Source organism: Paenibacillus sp. FSL H3-0333 (assembly GCF_038002805.1).
GTDB lineage: Bacteria > Bacillota > Bacilli > Paenibacillales > Paenibacillaceae > Paenibacillus_AQ > Paenibacillus_AQ silagei.
Genome location: NZ_JBBODG010000001.1, coordinates 6176000 through 6193127 on the forward strand (window position 1 = coordinate 6176000; position 17128 = coordinate 6193127).

Sequence of the window (17128 nt, forward strand, 5' to 3'; positions counted from 1 at the left end):
GATTAAGACAAGCTTGTTAGACGGTACATCGCAAAGTAATTCGTAGACAACACCGTTGTACCTACCTTTTTATACGCGCTGAATTCTTTCGATCCATCCGCATTCTTCACTTCATCAACAATGGTCTGACCTTCAAGGACTACTTTCACAATCTTATCTTCTGGTGCAGAGCCAACTGGAACTACAACAGCATATTGTGGATCAAAGATTTTAGTCGAATTCGCACTATCCGCAAAGGACTGAGGAAGAACAATGACGTCCGCACCCAGGAATCGACCAATGTAACCCTGATTACGCATGTCAAGCCGATCAGCATCACCAATAAATCGAGTATCAGGAATAATATTAGCTGCAAATTCAGGAGTACAAATGATGGCAGCTTTATCACCATAGGCAGTAACCGTAGTAATCAGCTTAGACATTTCAGCGCTGTCAAACGTTGCAGATGCAGCCTTATTACTAGCTGGAAGCTTAGAATAACTTGCAATCAGAGCCGCTTGAATTTCTTTGTAAATTTCAGCTTCAATGCCATCAATGATAAGGTTAATCAGATCTGTCCAATCCATTTGACCATCCAGGAACTGCTCGAATTCTACATATCCTGCACCACCAAGCGCATGAGTTGGAACTTCAACAAAGTCTTGATCCAAGCGAACACGTTGTAGCACTCCACCAAGACCAATACGGGTAATGAACCGTTTGACATTGTTACGGCCCTTCTTCAGACGGAAACGTGGACGTTCCCCCTGCGTATAAGACTTAACCTGTGCAAAGTATCCAATCGCTGCTTCAACCTTCTTCGGAGCCACTTCATCAATCACTTCTTGTACCAACTCAAAAATATCCAGTTGATTACGACGATAGGTATTATAGTCAGGGGCTAGTTCACGGAATTTATCGCGCAAAGCACCTTCCATATCAGACAACGAAAAATTAGTTACAGGTACTTCCTTTTTATATACAGCAACCGCCATTTGTTTAAGTGAAAAATCCATTATTTACATTCCTCCATGATTATCTTTAATATATTGATTAGGCTTTTACAACGACCCATTTGATACCATTCTCACCGTTAGGTAGGACTACACCTTCTACAGCCTTCAGTTCAACCGCTGCAGTAGGGGTAGTGGCAGCTTTAACATCAATGAATCCATTGGTGGCAGCCACGCCAAAGACAGCAGTAGGACTAATTGCTGCTACAAGAGCTGCATAATTAGCATAGACAGAATCATCGTACTGGTAGGTATTGGTTTCAAACACATCACCAACATTGAGTTTATCTACACGAGGCAAAAATTCTCCTGGTTTAACCGCAAAATGTTTGCGACCTTTGTTCTCATAGTCTTTTTCAACAGAAGCATGTAGACCTACCAAGGCTGTAACCGCCGTTGGTTTCTTAATCTTTTTGCCTACATGATCAACAACAAGCAGCATACCATTCTCAGCAGGAGTCGCTGCAAATTCTGTTTCATCCAATTCGTACTGCGTATAAATTTGACCTGTCTTTACAGCTGCTACTTTATTCAGTTCTACAACTCCGTAAACGGAGGTTCCTTTTACAATCGCCATTAATTAATAGCCTCCAATATTCTTATTTTTGTTTTGATTTATATTGCTCTACGTAATTGGCCCATTCAGGCAGGTTAGTAGTAGCAGGTGTATCCACTGAATTCAACGAGTAAATCAGATTGGGTTGCTGACTATTCGTTGAAAAGTGAAGTCCCTTCTTACCTACCAAAGCAAACAACTGCAACTCAAGTTCATCTTTGGTGTATTGATCAAGCTTACCTTTAAATGTATCCAATTCTTCTTTGGTAAGTTGAGTAAAACTGTCGATTACTTTAGACTTATCTTCGTTTTCTCTGACAGCCTTGTAATTACGCAACTCTTCAAGTTCGTCATTGTGGTCTTCGGTTGGTGTTTTTGCTTGTTCAACATTAAAATCATTTCTTTCAATAGAAACAAATGTTGTTGTACCCTCAGCTTCCTCCACATTTTCCATGTCTTGAGGAACGAATTTGACACGCTTCTTGGTTGCAAAATCAATCGTCACAAAGTCACCAGATAGAGAATAGTTAAGTCCAACTGGAGTATAGCCATTTTGCACGTCCTCTGCATACACTCTGGTATCATCGTGATCAATGTACCAATAAGCTTTGCAGCTATCCCCCCAACGATCTGTATACTTTTCTGTGCCCAGTGCTTTTCGAATTTCTTGCTGCATCTGTGTAGCAGTGAGACTAAAAGTTTGGGGAATGGGCGTTTCTTCATTCTGATCCTTAGATTCATTAAGTTCAGTCAACTTTTTATTCAATTCGTCCAGTGAATAAGACTCAATATTTGCTTTAATTTCAGCGATTCTATCTTCTGTGAGATTAGAGAATTGTTTCATTAGTTCTAGTTTTTCGTCCATTTTTTCGCCTCCTTTTTGTTTGGTATATTCACTATAGTAGGTATTAAATTGTTGCAGCATATCACTATAGTTGGCTGTATTCTTAATCTCGCTATACTTCTCCAAGATCGAACCTTTCATCGCTGGTGTAACATCATCTCCTAGCAAGCAAAGGCCATCAAACTGGAATTGGGTAAAATTAAACACTCCCTCTTTTGTAAAGGAGCCATTTATGGATGCTGGAAATAATTCCATAGAGTGATTCTTAATTAGATCTCTCTCAATAATCTCAGTTGATTCAGGGAATTTTCTCCAGAATAAAACTTCAGAAGTTAGAAACTCACGTTCAATACCATCATCACATAGCTTCATCTCAAACTTAGCATTATTTGATTCAGGTACAATACCATAAGCTCTTCCGACATACTCGATTTGTACTCCATCTTTATCGATGACAATTCTCTGCTCATGGCCGCGAAAATCAGACTCATTCATTGTATTCTTTTGTATAAAGCCCAGAACAGGGATATTGGCTAACGAGGGGATTGCATCTTGTATGACCTGTTTATCAAAGTTAGTATTATTAAGGTTTTTGCCTGTATGACAAATCCAGATTTTACCCTTAAGAAATCTTGCATCCTCAATAGTTTCGACTTCCTCAAAGTAGATCGGAAGACTAGTATTTATCTTTAATTCCAAATATTCTTCACCCCCTCTCAAAGCCACAAGTGTTACTTGGCTCGGTTTGCATTGGCATCCGTTTCCCTTGTTTTACGCCCTTTATCAGATAAGTCTTTCTCTGCTGCTTGTGGCCTTCCTTTGGTAGCATCACTGCCCTGAGTGTGTGTGGATTGTAGAGGCTTTAATAACTCATCTAGTTTTAGATAATTATTTTCAAAATTAATCAAATTCATGAAGGTGGATTGTTTGATTCCCATTGCAGCCAAAGGCATTAATTTGGAATAACCTAGAGTTGCACCCTCCTTGTAGAGATCAAACATCTCTTTTCGATTGAATATCGTTATTTTTGGAAACAAAATTTCAAACTGATATGACCTACTTTTAAACAACGTCTTAAATTTATTGTCTCGCCATCTTTTATATTGATTCAGCAATGGGAAGATTGTACTTTCATCAATTTTAACGGAGTATGATAATCCAATACTTCCTCCATCCGTTCCTGAACTAAATAGAATTTTAGAAGTATTCGCAGACTCATAGACATTATTCGTTGCTCGATCAATATTATCTTTAACCGTTGATCCTCTTTCTTGGAGGTTTACTGCTTCGATATCTAATGGGCTAGTGAGGACATCAATCCCCTCTTGTGTAATCATCTTTTTGGCATTCGCATGGAGTGCTTTACCTTCTTCTAGTTGAAGGAGAGGAAGACCTGAGTCTTTATCAATCGGAAGTTTTTGAACAATTAATTTGTATAGACTCAGTTTACTCTGGGACTTATCGAGTTCTTTGTATTCTTTGAGATCCACTAAATCGAGGAATACATCAGACAACAAAGGTTTTGGATTGTCCGTAAATTTATGGCATCGTGCATAGTTAGGATCTAATGGAATCCATTCTTTTGTCTTTCCGTTCTTATAGTCAAGGTAGTAATCGAGGAATTCTGGAGGGAACATTTCAAACAATTGTACTTTGAGATCCGTATCTCTATACATATCAAAAAATCTGAGGTCAAATTCAATTCCATTTGTCCCATTAACCTTATATTTCGACCTACAATATTGTGCTGGTAACTGCTGGATAGATACAATATTGTCTATTTGTCGTTCGTATCCATAGAATACTCCATCGAGTAGTGTGATAAAGGTTATAAATCGTTCCGTTTCTTCGATGTAACTATTATCTGTATAATCCATGATGTATTGATAATCACGTTCAAACCTATCCGAAGTTAACATCTCACTCTTTTTAACTTTGGGAACAATCAAGTAATCAAAAGTGAGAATATTAGATAAGTATTGAATTAACCCTCGATATTGACCGGAAGCTAAGAAGAAGTAATTGGATACTTCTCTTAATTTATCGACATTGTTATTCTCAATATAAGTGTTGATTTGATCTTTAGTGTACTTCGCCCTATGAGTTTGATTTTTATAAGACAAAGCATATACACCTTCAGATAACTTCTCATAATGGATCATGTCACGCTCGTAAGCAGGATTAGGGAATTTAGTATTTTCTGTTATTTTACTCACCTCCTATATCATTAATTAATGAACATAAATTGAGTGATATCTACTTTCGGTTTCGGCTTGTTGGTTATCATTTCTCGGCGCACTTTTTGTAAATACCATCCCAGCATGGCTAAACAATAGGCCCTATCATCATGCATCTTCCCCTCTTTTTCAGTGGAGAGATCATATCGGTAGTTGCCATTCGTTCCTTTATGACGATATATATTTACGAGTTCTTCCTTCGACAAGTCGATATTTCGTAACGCAAGTTGTTGATCAAAGTCCAGTTTAACTTTAATGTATTGTATTTCTGATTCTGCTTTCTTGTTTCCATCCTCATCTTCAATCACAACTTCTTTTCCTGTGAGCTTAGGAACCATAATATAATCTTTTCCATCATATTCAGCGGTAAAAGAAATCAAGTCGAGATTTAGCATTTCTAGCAAAGCATCGTACATTTCACGCTTATACTTTTGCGGACTCATCAGTTTTAATTTGTCTACAGCATTAGGAAATCTAGAAACATACTCATGATTCTCCTGTTTATCAATCAAACCTTTATGCTTTACACCGTCAACATCTTCCCAATCGTCCATAAAGTAATCCGCATACGTTGTACCATGTCCACCCGCACCCGCATCAATCATGAGACATTCAATATTCTCATAATCAGCTTGCTGTTTACCGTTATAATCAAGCAGCATTTTTTTTAATGCAGCCATCTGCTCAGGTGTTCGCATAGGTGTTTTCTTTTTCTTTCCAATATCTACAAAGCTTACACCGTTTACGATTTCCATTCTCGGGCCTACAATTTCATCATGAACAATCTCTGCCACTAAACAAACAGAGTTATCATAATGATGTGCAGGGTCATACGCAAAAACAAATTGTCTTTTTTCAGAGGTACTATTACTTATAACAGGTAATCGACTCTCAGAATTGGAAATGACGGTTGCTCTCTTGAAGACTTGATTATCCCCGCCATCTACGGAGAACTTGTTATAGAATTCTCTCAGTGCCTTCTCTTTGTTCTTTCTCATCTCTGCATCAATGGTATCTCTTTCAATAAGAGGAACGGGGTATAACTTGCCGTTAAACATGGGACGGATCATAACTTCGCAGTTTATATCACAAACGAAATAATCCTTATTCCCCAGAAGCATTTGTTTAGAGTAATCTCTATACAGTGAATAGAAATAACTCTCTGTACTAGAAGCAGAAGAAATAAAGAGCCGTTGGTTCGGTACTTGTTTAGGTAAGGTGTCTACATTGATATCTCCACCCATGCGGAAGGATGAGTTTTGCAATAGAAACGGTGTAGTAGCCACTACATAATCTTCCTCCGTCCAACCACTCTCATCATAAACGTTAAGCGCACTTCTTTTGCCACGGTTGTTATTTATATCTCCACTTAAACTAGTTACAGCACTGCCATTATAGAGCTTATAATTAAAGCCCGATTGAGCATGGGTAAATCCATCTGTATTCGCAGCCGATTTAACCAGTTCACCCATAAAAAAGTCAGTCAACCCTGTGAAACTATTAATTTCGTTCTTAGCAATCTTCTCAATCTTCATAAATGTGTCTTGGCTTTGAGCGGATACATTACTTAGTATGTATGTATTATGTCCGTGAAACAAAACACCTTTTGCCATGATTAAAGGAGCGCTTAGCGTACTCTTCCCGCCGTTTCGAGTTATGACCCAGAGATTATAGGGTTTCAGCCAAGTGTTCATAAATGCATATTTTTGTGCATCCAGAAATTCAATTCCGAAAAATCTCTCACAAAACTTTACTGGAGTTTTGCTAACGTCCCCATTGGATAATTTCAGCCAGTTTAAGATATCCTTCAAGCTTTCGCTGTGAAATTTGATTCTGAGATTGCTTCATAATTATATTCATGAGGACGCATCACCTCCATCCGTTATATTCTTAATTGCAACTTTTAATTTTCTATTCTCTTCTTCTAAAGCAATGACTTTATTGTCTAACTTCTGTATCATTTGTTTTTGCTCGCTAATCATTTCAGCATAATCATTCTCATCTAGCATTAATTGCTCTAAAATACTTCGATGGCTAATATCTGCTATTTGTTTCATTGCATCAGCCGTTTCTAGATTAAATAAGTTTACAGAAGCTTCTTCAAGCCCAATTTCATTTAGCTTCTTCACGATACCATTAAGGGTATTACCACCTTTGGATCGATTGTTATTATGGTTTACAGATAAGCCGTTGTCTTTAGCTAGTGCTGTGATAGCAGTAAGTAACCCCTTTTTAGCATCCATAAGAGATTTTATACTTCCTGTATTTTGTGTTAGGCTGTCAATGTCAGATGTCAATTTTGAAATTGCCATATCAATCTTATCAATCTGTCCAAAAGTCTTAACGATGGAAATGACTACGGGAAGCTTATAACTGTCTTCGAGTGTACTTTCATCCAGGAAGTCAACCAATTTATTATATAGAGCCTTTTTATCCAGTTCAGATTCGGACTCAAATGGATCATATCCCACCATCCGAAACACATCTGCCTTATTCTGTTCATCTTGATCAGAATAAATGATTTCTTCTGAAAAGGTTGCCATTGGAAGGGAACTATTGAGTCCTATAGAACTATCCCCATCGTTCCAGCCCAAATTCTTGTGGTTTAACTGAATGTTTTTAAGGTATTTCCCAAAATAATCTGTTGTCCCATTCCTACTACATTCCTCCACATTTAATGTCCACACATCATCTAAGAAGGGGCGATCCATAGAACGTAATACATCTTTTACAGTTTGTAGATCACTGTAATTTATTTGTTGTTTAATGCAGACTTTACAAGCACTCGTTCTTCCATCTGCATCAAGCTTGTTTTTAGATATGTAGAATCCCGAATTTGGCTCATTAACATTTTTACTTTTTCCGCAGCTAGTACATTGTTTCTTAGGATACACTGTCTTTGGCTTTAAAGCAGTTTCCTTATTCTTGCTCCCAACTGTTCTTGCCATTCTTCAACTCTCCTTTTGTTTATTTCCTCTTTGTGATGTAGGCTGGGAAGGAGAGGAAACCATCCTACACCACAAAAAAGAAACAAAAAAGAGAACGAATCATCGTTCCCAACACTTATAACTGTATGCTATCTAAGACAATGCTTTTATTGGTGCTATGACCTATTGCTACTTATATCATTTGTTACATTAGCCTGTTTACGTTTTTTGTTCTTCACACTTTTTCCGTGTTTTTCATCTTCATTTGCTAGAACATCCATAGCCTCATCCCAGTAATCTAGTGTGCTATACGATAGGTAATCATTAATTATTTGTTGTGAATTTTTCATATATTTAATTTTTCACCTATTCAAAATTATTATCTAAAGTTTATCTATTTGAAGAGAGAGGATTATCTTTCTATTTGTAAATCAGTCTACACTCTCTCCCTTAAAGACAATTATCTTTTTTGGAAAATAACCATATACATCAAGGGTTTTTAGCATTTTCTCTGTGAAAAGTATGATCTAATATGGTTAAACCCCTTGATATATAAGGGATACAGAGTTTCATTAATCCGTTACACATATTTATTTTTAGTTTTATTCCTAAAATTTCTAACTCGTTCCTTTGTTTTCTCACGATTTTTCATTACTGAACAAGAAGAACAATACTTCATATTCATACCGGATATTTCTATACGCTTCCCACAGCACTCGCACTGCTTAGTATTTTCTGAGATATTCCTCTTTAGATTATTTATAATAACATCGCCAAAGCTTGACCATAATGTCACTTTATATTTACTATTTTTTTCAAAATAAAGATATTCAACTAAAACGTCAACTATGTATAATAAATCATTAGTTACGCTAAGATGCTCTTCTCTTATTTTGGCGTATGGAAATAAATTATCTCCATTCATATCATCTTCAATAGGTTTAAACTCCATGAACCTTTTACTTTGATCATTCTTATGATACATTTCAATAATTTTCTGTTTTAACTCCTCATCTTCTTTTCTATGTATTCCACTCATAAGGTTTTTATAATCAAATATCCCTAAGTTTGCCGCTTTAAAATTCATTCGAGTCTTCGGAATTAAATCAGATATACTATTTACCACAGAATCATTTATTTCTTCAACTTTATCATCTTCCTTATTCTTCGCATAAATAAAGAAGTGTGGGACTTTAAGTTTTGTATATTGTTTGATAGATTCAGAAACCTGTTTAGGACGTTTTGGTTTATAAAGTGTCTTAGCATACCTCTATACCCTCGGTTTCCCGATATTTATTAGGGGAGTAGACCATATCATCAGCTAACAAAAGTTAGTTGGTCAGCGCTTCGCAATACGTAGTTCCAACGTAAAGCTACTTCCTTACGGAATGGTCGTTGCACCTTTATGAGCACGTTTGGACTCAAACTTGGCACAGGATTATCATACGATATGGAGCTTCTTTTCTGTTTAATACCGCTTAGACTTTCCCTGTTAGCACGATTCCTAATTATCATTTCCTATAATTCCTTAAACGTGAATCGTACACCCTACATTTATAGGTTCACTGACTTTTCATTTGCATATCACTATGCAATGCGACTAAATATCAATCGATTGTGAAGTTATTTTCCATGCAAAGTTTTTTGATAATATCTAAATTGATATCTTTGCTGTTCCACACCTTTGAAATATTGTTACTTATTGTTCCAATGTTGCCACCAGTATATGCAGACTTTAACCCCTCATAAATTGAATCAATTGTTACAATCTCAGGATCAGCTTTTTTCATCTCATAATATAAAGGCACGATGCCCTCCATATTTCTCTTAGCAACCCTAACTAAAGTTTCATCTCTGCATACTAATGCTTTATCTCCATCACAATCAAACTGTAGTATTTTGCTAATTGGATCATGACAGCTAGTATATAGACTTTTGGTTACAAACCATCGCTTCATTTCCTTATCTACTCGATTCTGTCTAATTGCATGTTCACGGTATAGATGAGGACTTCGTAGACAATCAAGCGTTTCTCCATCGGTATATAGAGAGCAGAACACCTCGCCGTTTTGGAGCAGTCCTTTTGGACTTTCAAGTTTCAGTATCAACTTCTCACAGAATGCATATAAGTCAGGTGAAATGAAAGTGTACTTCCCCTCAATCTTAAGTTTACCTGCTTTTGCATTGTTAATTAACTTCTTCCTTGTTTCTTTCAAGACTTCTCTGCTATATGTATCCTTAAGCAACTCAGGATAAAGTTCCAAAGCTTGTTGAAAGTAGTTCTTGTTAACATTGTAATCAGTAACACCAAGAATCTCTAACATAGTTTTCTTATCTGTACCAACACTTTGAATCATGTTTATTGAAGGAATGCACAGTTCCAATAGTTCCTCTTTAGTTATATCTGTGAGAGTTTGCAACATCTGATAGTTTATTTTCGCATTTTTAATTCGCTCTTCTTCCTCGTTACACTTACCAGCCTTACAGTTATATTCTTTAAAATATGTCTGGTATTCTTTCCAGGATGAATAAAACTTCCACATTTTAAATTGACTCTTCGTAAGAATGACTTCAATTCCTTCTTTTAAAATATCATGAGGTGTACCATATATATCATGCACAATTCCATATTTCGCATATCCCACATCCCGATTATGTTCACGTATAAATTTATCAAACGGGAATGGCTCTAATAATCCTTTAATCCAAGGCCCACGCACTTGTAATGGTTTCCTACTCTTCTTGGGTAGAATCATTCCGCAACCATCTGTATGCTCAATTGGGAAACTCATTTTCTTACGTTCAACCGTATATGTAACATCATCTATAAAGTCAACTTCCGAATCAACAAGACTACAAAAATCATCAACTACAATTGTCTTATCGATATCAAAATCGACCCACTCTTCTGTAGCACTATTGCATAGAGCAAGATAAGCAAGGTACTTATTAACGTTAATTCCACCATGCTTATTTATTTTTCCAATGCTTAATCCACACATCAAAGTGTCGTGATATTCATTAAATACTGACTCTCTAATAAATACTGTTTTCTTTGTTCTAATTTGTCCTGCACTTGCAGTAAAGCATATGTATTTCTCATCGTTTAAAAAGAATCCTTCTTTAATTAACTCTTGAAGTATGTCAAAGAAGTATGCTTGCACAATAAGAATGTCCGTTGATATTGTATTCGTATCAATTTTTAGCGCCCTTGTTAATACCGAATCAAAAACAGAAATCACATTGTTGTCTGTAATATATGCATTACGAAGGACTCTCGTTTTATCATTTAAAGTAAACTCATGTTTTATTCTGTTCTTTAATTGTTTATTTCGATTATTATGATGTTTTATTTTCATTGTTATGGCATCATATGCATCTAAATACCCTTCGTTTTTCTTGTCTAGTTTAGTTCTTTCTTTTATCAATTGATTTTTCTTAAGGTGACCACGGTTCATTAAATCTTGAATGCGTTTTTCATTGTCAGTATAAAAAGCACTTGTATCTACACTATAGATTTTCACTTGTTTATCTAGGCTAATAATAGATTACCTCCAAATCATGAAAATATCATTTAATAGTTATTTTACGTTTATTTATTCAATGAATTTCACTCTTAACTTCTTCCCCTCATAAGAATACTCAACAATTAAGTTAGATTAGAAATATACATAAATTAATAAGGAAATCGAAGCTTGAAATTGATGTGTGAGAAATAGTTAATCATAGCGTAAGCATAATAATATCCGGAAAGCCAACGGAGTTGGATTGACACGGAACACTTCCGTAAGGATTTGTGACGGTTCTTTTGACCCTGCCCTTATCCTTTGATTTTATATATAAGGGTGCTAATACCATCTCGATACATTCCACTACGCTTCGCTTCGTAACCGGAAAATATCGACCTGCCGCACCACCCTCTTGCCTACGGCAATTCACCCTCACGGCTCGTTATGGACATGATCTGAATGTTGACTTCAATTGGGTGTAAAGCTTGTATTAGCTATTCTTAAATAGATACCTCAACGCCAAATCATGGATAAAGCCTATATATAGGATTACTCCACAATATGGCGTTTATTTTACTGTTTACCCCCCTATACGTTCGTCAACCCTATATATAGAGTAAACGTTCAAATAAGGGGGTAAATGCTATTTATCGGTTAATCTCATTACTTTCCATGCACACTTAAATTTTTTCTTCTTTCCGTCAAGAATTCTACTAGTTTCAAATTCCTTAATAACAAAATTAAAACCACGTTCACATAAAGCAGCATTTAGACTGTTTGCTGATTTTAACTGATGTCCATCAACACGTACATTAATTTTATCAATTAATTCTTCCTTCTGATTTTTCATAAGAAATACTCTACCAACAGTACTATCTAAATATTCTGCTAACTCCTGCTGCTCATAAATCCTATCCAAGTCAGCACATCTATCCTTATTCAACAACTCTAAAATGTACATCACAAACGCATCACTCCGTTTCTTTTCTCCATATTCGCTTCTTAGTTTGTTTAATTCCCTGTTGTTATTTAGCATCTCATCAATAATACTCAGATCGTTTTCGGCTTTAAGTTGTTTAACCCTTGATACTCGCTTATTACTGCTGAATTTATTGTCTGTTGAAGGTTCATCATAGATTATGTAGTTAGATCTGTGTGCAAATCGCCCCACAAAGTTGTTTCTGCCTTCTACTCCACCTTCCATAAATGCCTCAACCTCATTTAATTTATTAATTAACAGAGACTTATAACCATTAATAGAACGATTACTGTGATTGAATAGAACAACATGTACCTTATCGGTGTCAGACAATATCCGCTTACGGCCTAGACATTGGATTATCGTATTAATCTCAAACTCGTCAACGATAATTAATTTTATCTTCTCATCCTTTAAATCGAATCCATTATCTAATACCTTTGTAGTAAATAAATACTTCCGATCAAATGTTGTTTTGCCATCTGTAGTTTTAAAAGTGTCCTCTTCAAGCAATTTCAAATGCTTTTTATTCTTGTTGCTGATACTACATAAGAAATACGAATCTGGATACTTAGCATGTAGTTTTGCAGCTTTTTCAACAGACTTACAAAACCAAATTATCTTTTCATCATTTCTAAATTTGTGTTGTATGAAGTTCTCAACAGCATCGTTACTGGTATAAAAGTTTAGCGATGCGATATGGTCATAATTTTTCTTTTGTCTATAGTTCCATATCTTAGGTTTAGAATGATTCTCTTTAATAAATGAGAATAATGAACCGCCCGTCGCAGACATGAATATTTTTATTTTATTAGTCTGATTCATAATAGCATTGAATGAGATATCACTATTATGGTTGAAACCACTGTCATCTGTGAAGTAATGGCACTCATCACAAACGATGTATTTGTATTTGCTGAAGTCATAAGAACCATTATTGATAATTGACTGCTCAATTTCTTGATATGTAGCTGTATGTACTCTGAAATTATTGTCCTTTCTGATATGTTCCTTGTTTTGCTCGTGCAGTTGCTTTCTATTGAAGATGATTAGAATTTCTTCCCCTTCTTCATTTGCATAAGCTGACAAATGGTTACGAATGAAATATGATTTACCTGAACCTGTTCCAGTTCCAATAAGAACAATATCTCCTTCGTTCCAGAGTTTATATTCCTCTTTGATCATGTCAGTTAACCATTTACTTAAATCGCCAATATTTATGCTGCCTCCTTTTATTTACTTGACCTGCATTTTCTCAAATTAAGTTAAATAATCACCGCCTAAAATAATTTTGTTTTATTGTTATATTTATTATATAACTTTAAATACAGATTTCTATTCTCACACAATTCGTTATGCTATAATTCTCCCGGCCAAAATCATCATAAGCAAATTCTTCACCATCACAGGTATGCAATTCGTATTCTTTACCAAGTGTGAAGCCACAATCACAACCAAAACAGAATCCAGTTACTTTAACATATTTGCTCATATATATCCCCCTAATTATGTATATCTTTTTTTGAAATTATAAATATAAACTTATATAAGATAAAGCCGGGATTGAAAGCCTTAGTGTATTTAGGATTAACCTGCTATAAAATGACTATCTCCTTTCTCTTTGAATAATTACACTATACACCTAAGTTATATTATTGTATATAGTTATTTTTAGTTTATATTAAAAAGCCACAGTTACATTCTCCTGCGGCTGTTCTAACTATATTTTGGGTTTTGATAGAGAACTTAATGTTACAGGAATAATACTACCAGTGTAACTTTGATCTTCTTGACCAAGTAAATGTGAAAAATTATTTTGCTTAAGAACTTGAGAAGCTTGAACATCAGGCCAAGAGAGCAAGGTAGTATTTGTTAATTCTATCGTCCTAGTATAATTTAATTTCTTAAGTTCTTTAATAAGAGTATCTTTGTTCGTCTGATCCATTTCCATTTTTTCAACAATCCCTCTTAAGTTATCAATTTCTTTCTCCTTTTCTGATAGTTGTTCATTAATTAAAGTGTACTGTTTATCGACATCAGCTAAGTGATTTTTTAAAGAAAGAACGAAAGACGCAATCTCATCTGCACTACCTGCAATACGGTTTAATGCCAAAAGATTGTTTATAATTACTTGTGGAACATCATTATGAGGATAACTGATTAGATGATCAATTTCACCATAGCCCTCTTCAAAAATTGTTCTTACCTGAATCTCAATTGGAATTGAAATTTTAGTCGTAGAAATACTTATCAGATAGTGAACAGATCTATAACCAGAAGTACGTTCATCTATTTCAATTCCATTATCTATATATAAACTTTTATTATCTCCACTTCTCAGATTTGCTCTGCGCTCAGAAGGTTCCCATTTATCTAAAATGTAATCGTGGACCTCTTTCCAATCCTCTTTGAAAATATGAATAGCTCTGACTCCAACTAGATCAGTAATTTCATTCATGTAGTTATCAAGAGTAAATTGAAATTCCTCTCCATACTTTTCTTTTCTGCTAGGAAGTTTTCTAAGTAGCTTTGCAATAAGATGTTCTGGATCTTTCACTCGTGATCTGACAGTGTGGATCTTTTTATTTAAGCGTAGTATACCTGCTACAACTTCAGCCTGCTGTTTTAGAAAGTCTATTTGAGACTTATAGTTATCATAAATGCTTTCTAACGCTTCCCAGGAAACACCATCTTGTAATTCCTCAGGAATACGATACTTTAACATGAATTCATCTTTATTGATTTGCATTAAAACTCCTCCAGTTTATCGTTTTTCACTTAATAACACCGCATATTTAGGAGTCTCATGAATTCTGTCTTCAATAACCCAATCAAGAAACAATTTAACAGCTTCAATATTAGAACAATCATCAGGATAGTCACCATCCATTTGAATGAGGCGACCTAGAGAATCAATAATTTGGATATAAGCCATTTGAGAGTATTCATAAGTTTTATGCTCATGAGCGAATTTAAAGTCCATATTTTCTATAATGGCTTGAGCTGCTTTAAGCTGTAGGTCAACACCTCCGAATATTTCAGACTCTCCCTCAACAGTGATTGCTACACCATTTGAATGGATCTCTATTTGATTCTCTGAACTAAATTGCATATGTACGCCTCCCTAGTAAAAAGTGTATTAATATATAGTAATATTTTACCACACATACAATTTAGGATCATAGATGACAGGGAAATAAAAACCCAATGAAACTGAGATAAATGAACGATATTTACACAAAATTATAGATTATCGGAGAATGCTATATGGGAAAAGGGAATAAAGGAATATTGAGGATAAGATTGTGGATGATGAGATTAATTAGTGCAGAGTAATCGGTGGGAAAAGCATAGATAAAATAAGGATATTGCGAGGTTATAGCGATAATAAAAACGATAACATAGAGATGAAAATGGTGATTAAGGGCGATTAATTTTTAGAGTATATATATGGATATCCATTAAATAAATTGAGTGTGGGAATAGATGTGCTAAACGTGTCAACTGTAAATAAAACCCATATTTTGATGTAAAATAGCCCCCTTTTAGGGCTTCTAAATGGTATCAAACCATAGTTGTACTGCATATAGGATTATAATGATGCTTGACAAATCACGCCGAATATGAGTGATGAACATAGTTTAAAATTTTAATAAATCGAGTAATTTTTCAATTTTTTTTAAGTAAATAATCACAGGCCCATTTTAATTAGACTATTGCAGATTATCGGACAGTAACGATTAACCGCGAAAACAATTGTTAATATTATTAATTATCATTTGATAACTATATTCCTCCTCATCCTCTATATTGTTCATCTCACTTTATCCATCTACTCTCAGTCACATTTCATTCACATTTGTACTCACAACAAACTAAATATAACTATATTTCTTTACAAGCGATAACGCCTGTAGTATACTAGGTATATAAGAAAGAGAGGTGATAAACATGCTAGAGACAATCAAATCCATATCATCAATTGTCCTTCCTTCACTTTCATTCCTACTCTCCTTGCTGGTCTTCATAAACAACGAGAAACGGGCTAGACGGAAGGAGAAAGAAGAACAACGCAAGACAGAACAAAACGGTGCTGAACTCCCGCCAAGAAGTACAAAGCACCGTTAGGAAAGCAGGCTAAGGGGAATCCAATCGGGTTCCCTTTAGTCTTATTATACATTATACCACATTTAACATTGACAATATGTAATGAGTACATCACTAAATAAAATAAATATAATAATAATCGCAAAATATGACAACATTCACTTTACAGGCGATACCGTTTTTAGTATAATAGTAGATGTAAGGGAGGAGGTGAATACAGTGAAATTTATCGAATCACACCTTCCATTCTTTTCCTTACTAATCACTACTACCTTAGCCTTATCAAACTTAACACTTGCCATCATGAAAGAGCTAAGGGATAAGAGAAAGGAAAAGAATGAACGCTTGCAACAAGAATCAGCACAAATTGAAAATGGTGCCTATCCTCTGCGAAAGGACAGACACCGCAAGCGTTAGTATTTACTCTAGGGGAACTGAAAAGTTCCTCTAGCCCTTACACATTATATACCATACTCGTTGACTATATGCAACATTAATTGATACTAAAGGAGGAATCTAATTGAGTCGAATGATGAACCGGATTATTTATGTTATGCTTATTTTTACATCTATCCTGATTGCCATTAACATGGAACAGACAGCATTAAACATCACATTTGTAACACTATCCATTGTTATTAGTTTACTGGGTCTTATCCTTACATTCAAGCGCTCATCTAGGCATTAAGGAGGTTTATTCGTGGACATTACAGAACTCAGACAGAAGTTAGATGATATCATGTCACAGCTTATGACTACAGAAGAGGCAGGGGAACTATGGGGATTATCACAAGTACGTGTTAAGGATCTCTGTGCAGCAGAACAAATTATAGCGGCTAAACGTGGTAAGACTTGGCTTATTCTTAAGGGCCAGGATAACCCTAAACAACGAGAACGTAACAGTAAATGAAGCCTGTACAGGGCTTCTTTCTTTGTATATAGGATTGTGCTAGGCTATCCTAAGTCCCTTATAATAA

At 35.2% G+C, this 17128-nt stretch carries 14 protein-coding genes; 2 read left to right on the plus strand and 12 right to left on the minus strand.

All coding sequences use genetic code 11. The annotated features are described in order from the left end of the window. Window positions 1-2: 2 nt before the first annotated feature. The 12 genes from MHH78_RS27230 to MHH78_RS27285 all read right to left on the minus strand — a co-directional run bounded on the left by MHH78_RS27230 (window position 3) and on the right by MHH78_RS27285 (window position 15156). Window positions 3-995: a hypothetical protein gene (locus tag MHH78_RS27230; protein WP_341169466.1), complete on the minus strand. Its 993-nt coding sequence runs from the start codon at window positions 993-995 to the stop codon at window positions 3-5. A 37-nt stretch (window positions 996-1032) separates the two neighbouring features. Then, window positions 1033-1569 (minus strand): hypothetical protein, encoded by a 537-nt coding sequence (locus MHH78_RS27235; protein WP_341169467.1) that lies wholly within the window; start codon window positions 1567-1569, stop codon window positions 1033-1035. 22 nt (window positions 1570-1591) lie between these two features. After that, window positions 1592-3091, minus strand: coding sequence for a hypothetical protein (locus MHH78_RS27240; RefSeq protein WP_341169468.1), 1500 nt, complete (start codon window positions 3089-3091; stop codon window positions 1592-1594). 32 nt (window positions 3092-3123) lie between these two features. Then, complete coding sequence (locus tag MHH78_RS27245) at window positions 3124-4608, minus strand: hypothetical protein (RefSeq protein ID WP_341169469.1); 1485 nt, start codon at window positions 4606-4608, stop codon at window positions 3124-3126. 11 nt (window positions 4609-4619) lie between these two features. Beyond that, a complete protein-coding gene (locus tag MHH78_RS27250; protein WP_341169470.1) occupies window positions 4620-6440 on the minus strand; it encodes a terminase in 1821 nt (606 codons plus the stop codon). 45 nt (window positions 6441-6485) lie between these two features. Next, window positions 6486-7577 (minus strand): hypothetical protein, encoded by a 1092-nt coding sequence (locus MHH78_RS27255; RefSeq protein ID WP_341169471.1) that lies wholly within the window; start codon window positions 7575-7577, stop codon window positions 6486-6488. Between the two features lie 559 nt (window positions 7578-8136). After that, entirely contained in the window at window positions 8137-8643 is a 507-nt protein-coding gene (locus MHH78_RS27260; RefSeq protein ID WP_341169472.1) for a hypothetical protein, read from the minus strand. Window positions 8644-9163: 520 nt separating this feature from the next. Continuing rightward, a complete protein-coding gene (locus MHH78_RS27265; protein WP_341169473.1) occupies window positions 9164-11080 on the minus strand; it encodes an RNA dependent RNA polymerase in 1917 nt (638 codons plus the stop codon). 628 nt (window positions 11081-11708) lie between these two features. Further along, window positions 11709-13229, minus strand: coding sequence for a DEAD/DEAH box helicase family protein (locus tag MHH78_RS27270; protein ID WP_341169474.1), 1521 nt, complete (start codon window positions 13227-13229; stop codon window positions 11709-11711). A 136-nt stretch (window positions 13230-13365) separates the two neighbouring features. Beyond that, window positions 13366-13536, minus strand: coding sequence for a hypothetical protein (locus MHH78_RS27275; protein ID WP_341169475.1), 171 nt, complete (start codon window positions 13534-13536; stop codon window positions 13366-13368). Window positions 13537-13764: 228 nt separating this feature from the next. Continuing rightward, window positions 13765-14793, minus strand: coding sequence for a RelA/SpoT domain-containing protein (locus MHH78_RS27280; protein ID WP_341169476.1), 1029 nt, complete (start codon window positions 14791-14793; stop codon window positions 13765-13767). 15 nt (window positions 14794-14808) lie between these two features. Beyond that, complete coding sequence (locus MHH78_RS27285; protein ID WP_341169477.1) at window positions 14809-15156, minus strand: hypothetical protein; 348 nt, start codon at window positions 15154-15156, stop codon at window positions 14809-14811. Window positions 15157-16370: 1214 nt separating this feature from the next. Here MHH78_RS27285 and MHH78_RS27290 point away from each other — a divergent pair. Then, window positions 16371-16568 (plus strand): hypothetical protein, encoded by a 198-nt coding sequence (locus MHH78_RS27290; RefSeq protein WP_341169478.1) that lies wholly within the window; start codon window positions 16371-16373, stop codon window positions 16566-16568. 283 nt (window positions 16569-16851) lie between these two features. Next, on the plus strand, window positions 16852-17061 hold the full coding sequence (locus MHH78_RS27295; RefSeq protein ID WP_341169479.1) for a helix-turn-helix domain-containing protein: 210 nt from the start codon (window positions 16852-16854) through the stop codon (window positions 17059-17061). Window positions 17062-17128: the final 67 nt, after the last annotated feature.

Excerpts from the sequence above, each read along its gene's own strand:
- MHH78_RS27255 (WP_341169471.1), bottom strand. The coding sequence starts at position 7,577 with ATGGCAAGAACAGTTGGGAGCAAGAATAAGGAAACTGCTTTAAAGCCA.
- MHH78_RS27285 (WP_341169477.1), bottom strand. The coding sequence starts at position 15,156 with ATGCAATTTAGTTCAGAGAATCAAATAGAGATCCATTCAAATGGTGTA.
- MHH78_RS27235 (WP_341169467.1), bottom strand. The coding sequence starts at position 1,569 with ATGGCGATTGTAAAAGGAACCTCCGTTTACGGAGTTGTAGAACTGAAT.
- MHH78_RS27260 (WP_341169472.1), bottom strand. The coding sequence starts at position 8,643 with ATGAATTTTAAAGCGGCAAACTTAGGGATATTTGATTATAAAAACCTT.
- MHH78_RS27280 (WP_341169476.1), bottom strand. The coding sequence starts at position 14,793 with ATGCAAATCAATAAAGATGAATTCATGTTAAAGTATCGTATTCCTGAG.
- MHH78_RS27230 (WP_341169466.1), bottom strand. The coding sequence starts at position 995 with ATGGATTTTTCACTTAAACAAATGGCGGTTGCTGTATATAAAAAGGAA.
- MHH78_RS27275 (WP_341169475.1), bottom strand. The coding sequence starts at position 13,536 with ATGAGCAAATATGTTAAAGTAACTGGATTCTGTTTTGGTTGTGATTGT.
- MHH78_RS27270 (WP_341169474.1), bottom strand. The coding sequence starts at position 13,229 with ATGATCAAAGAGGAATATAAACTCTGGAACGAAGGAGATATTGTTCTT.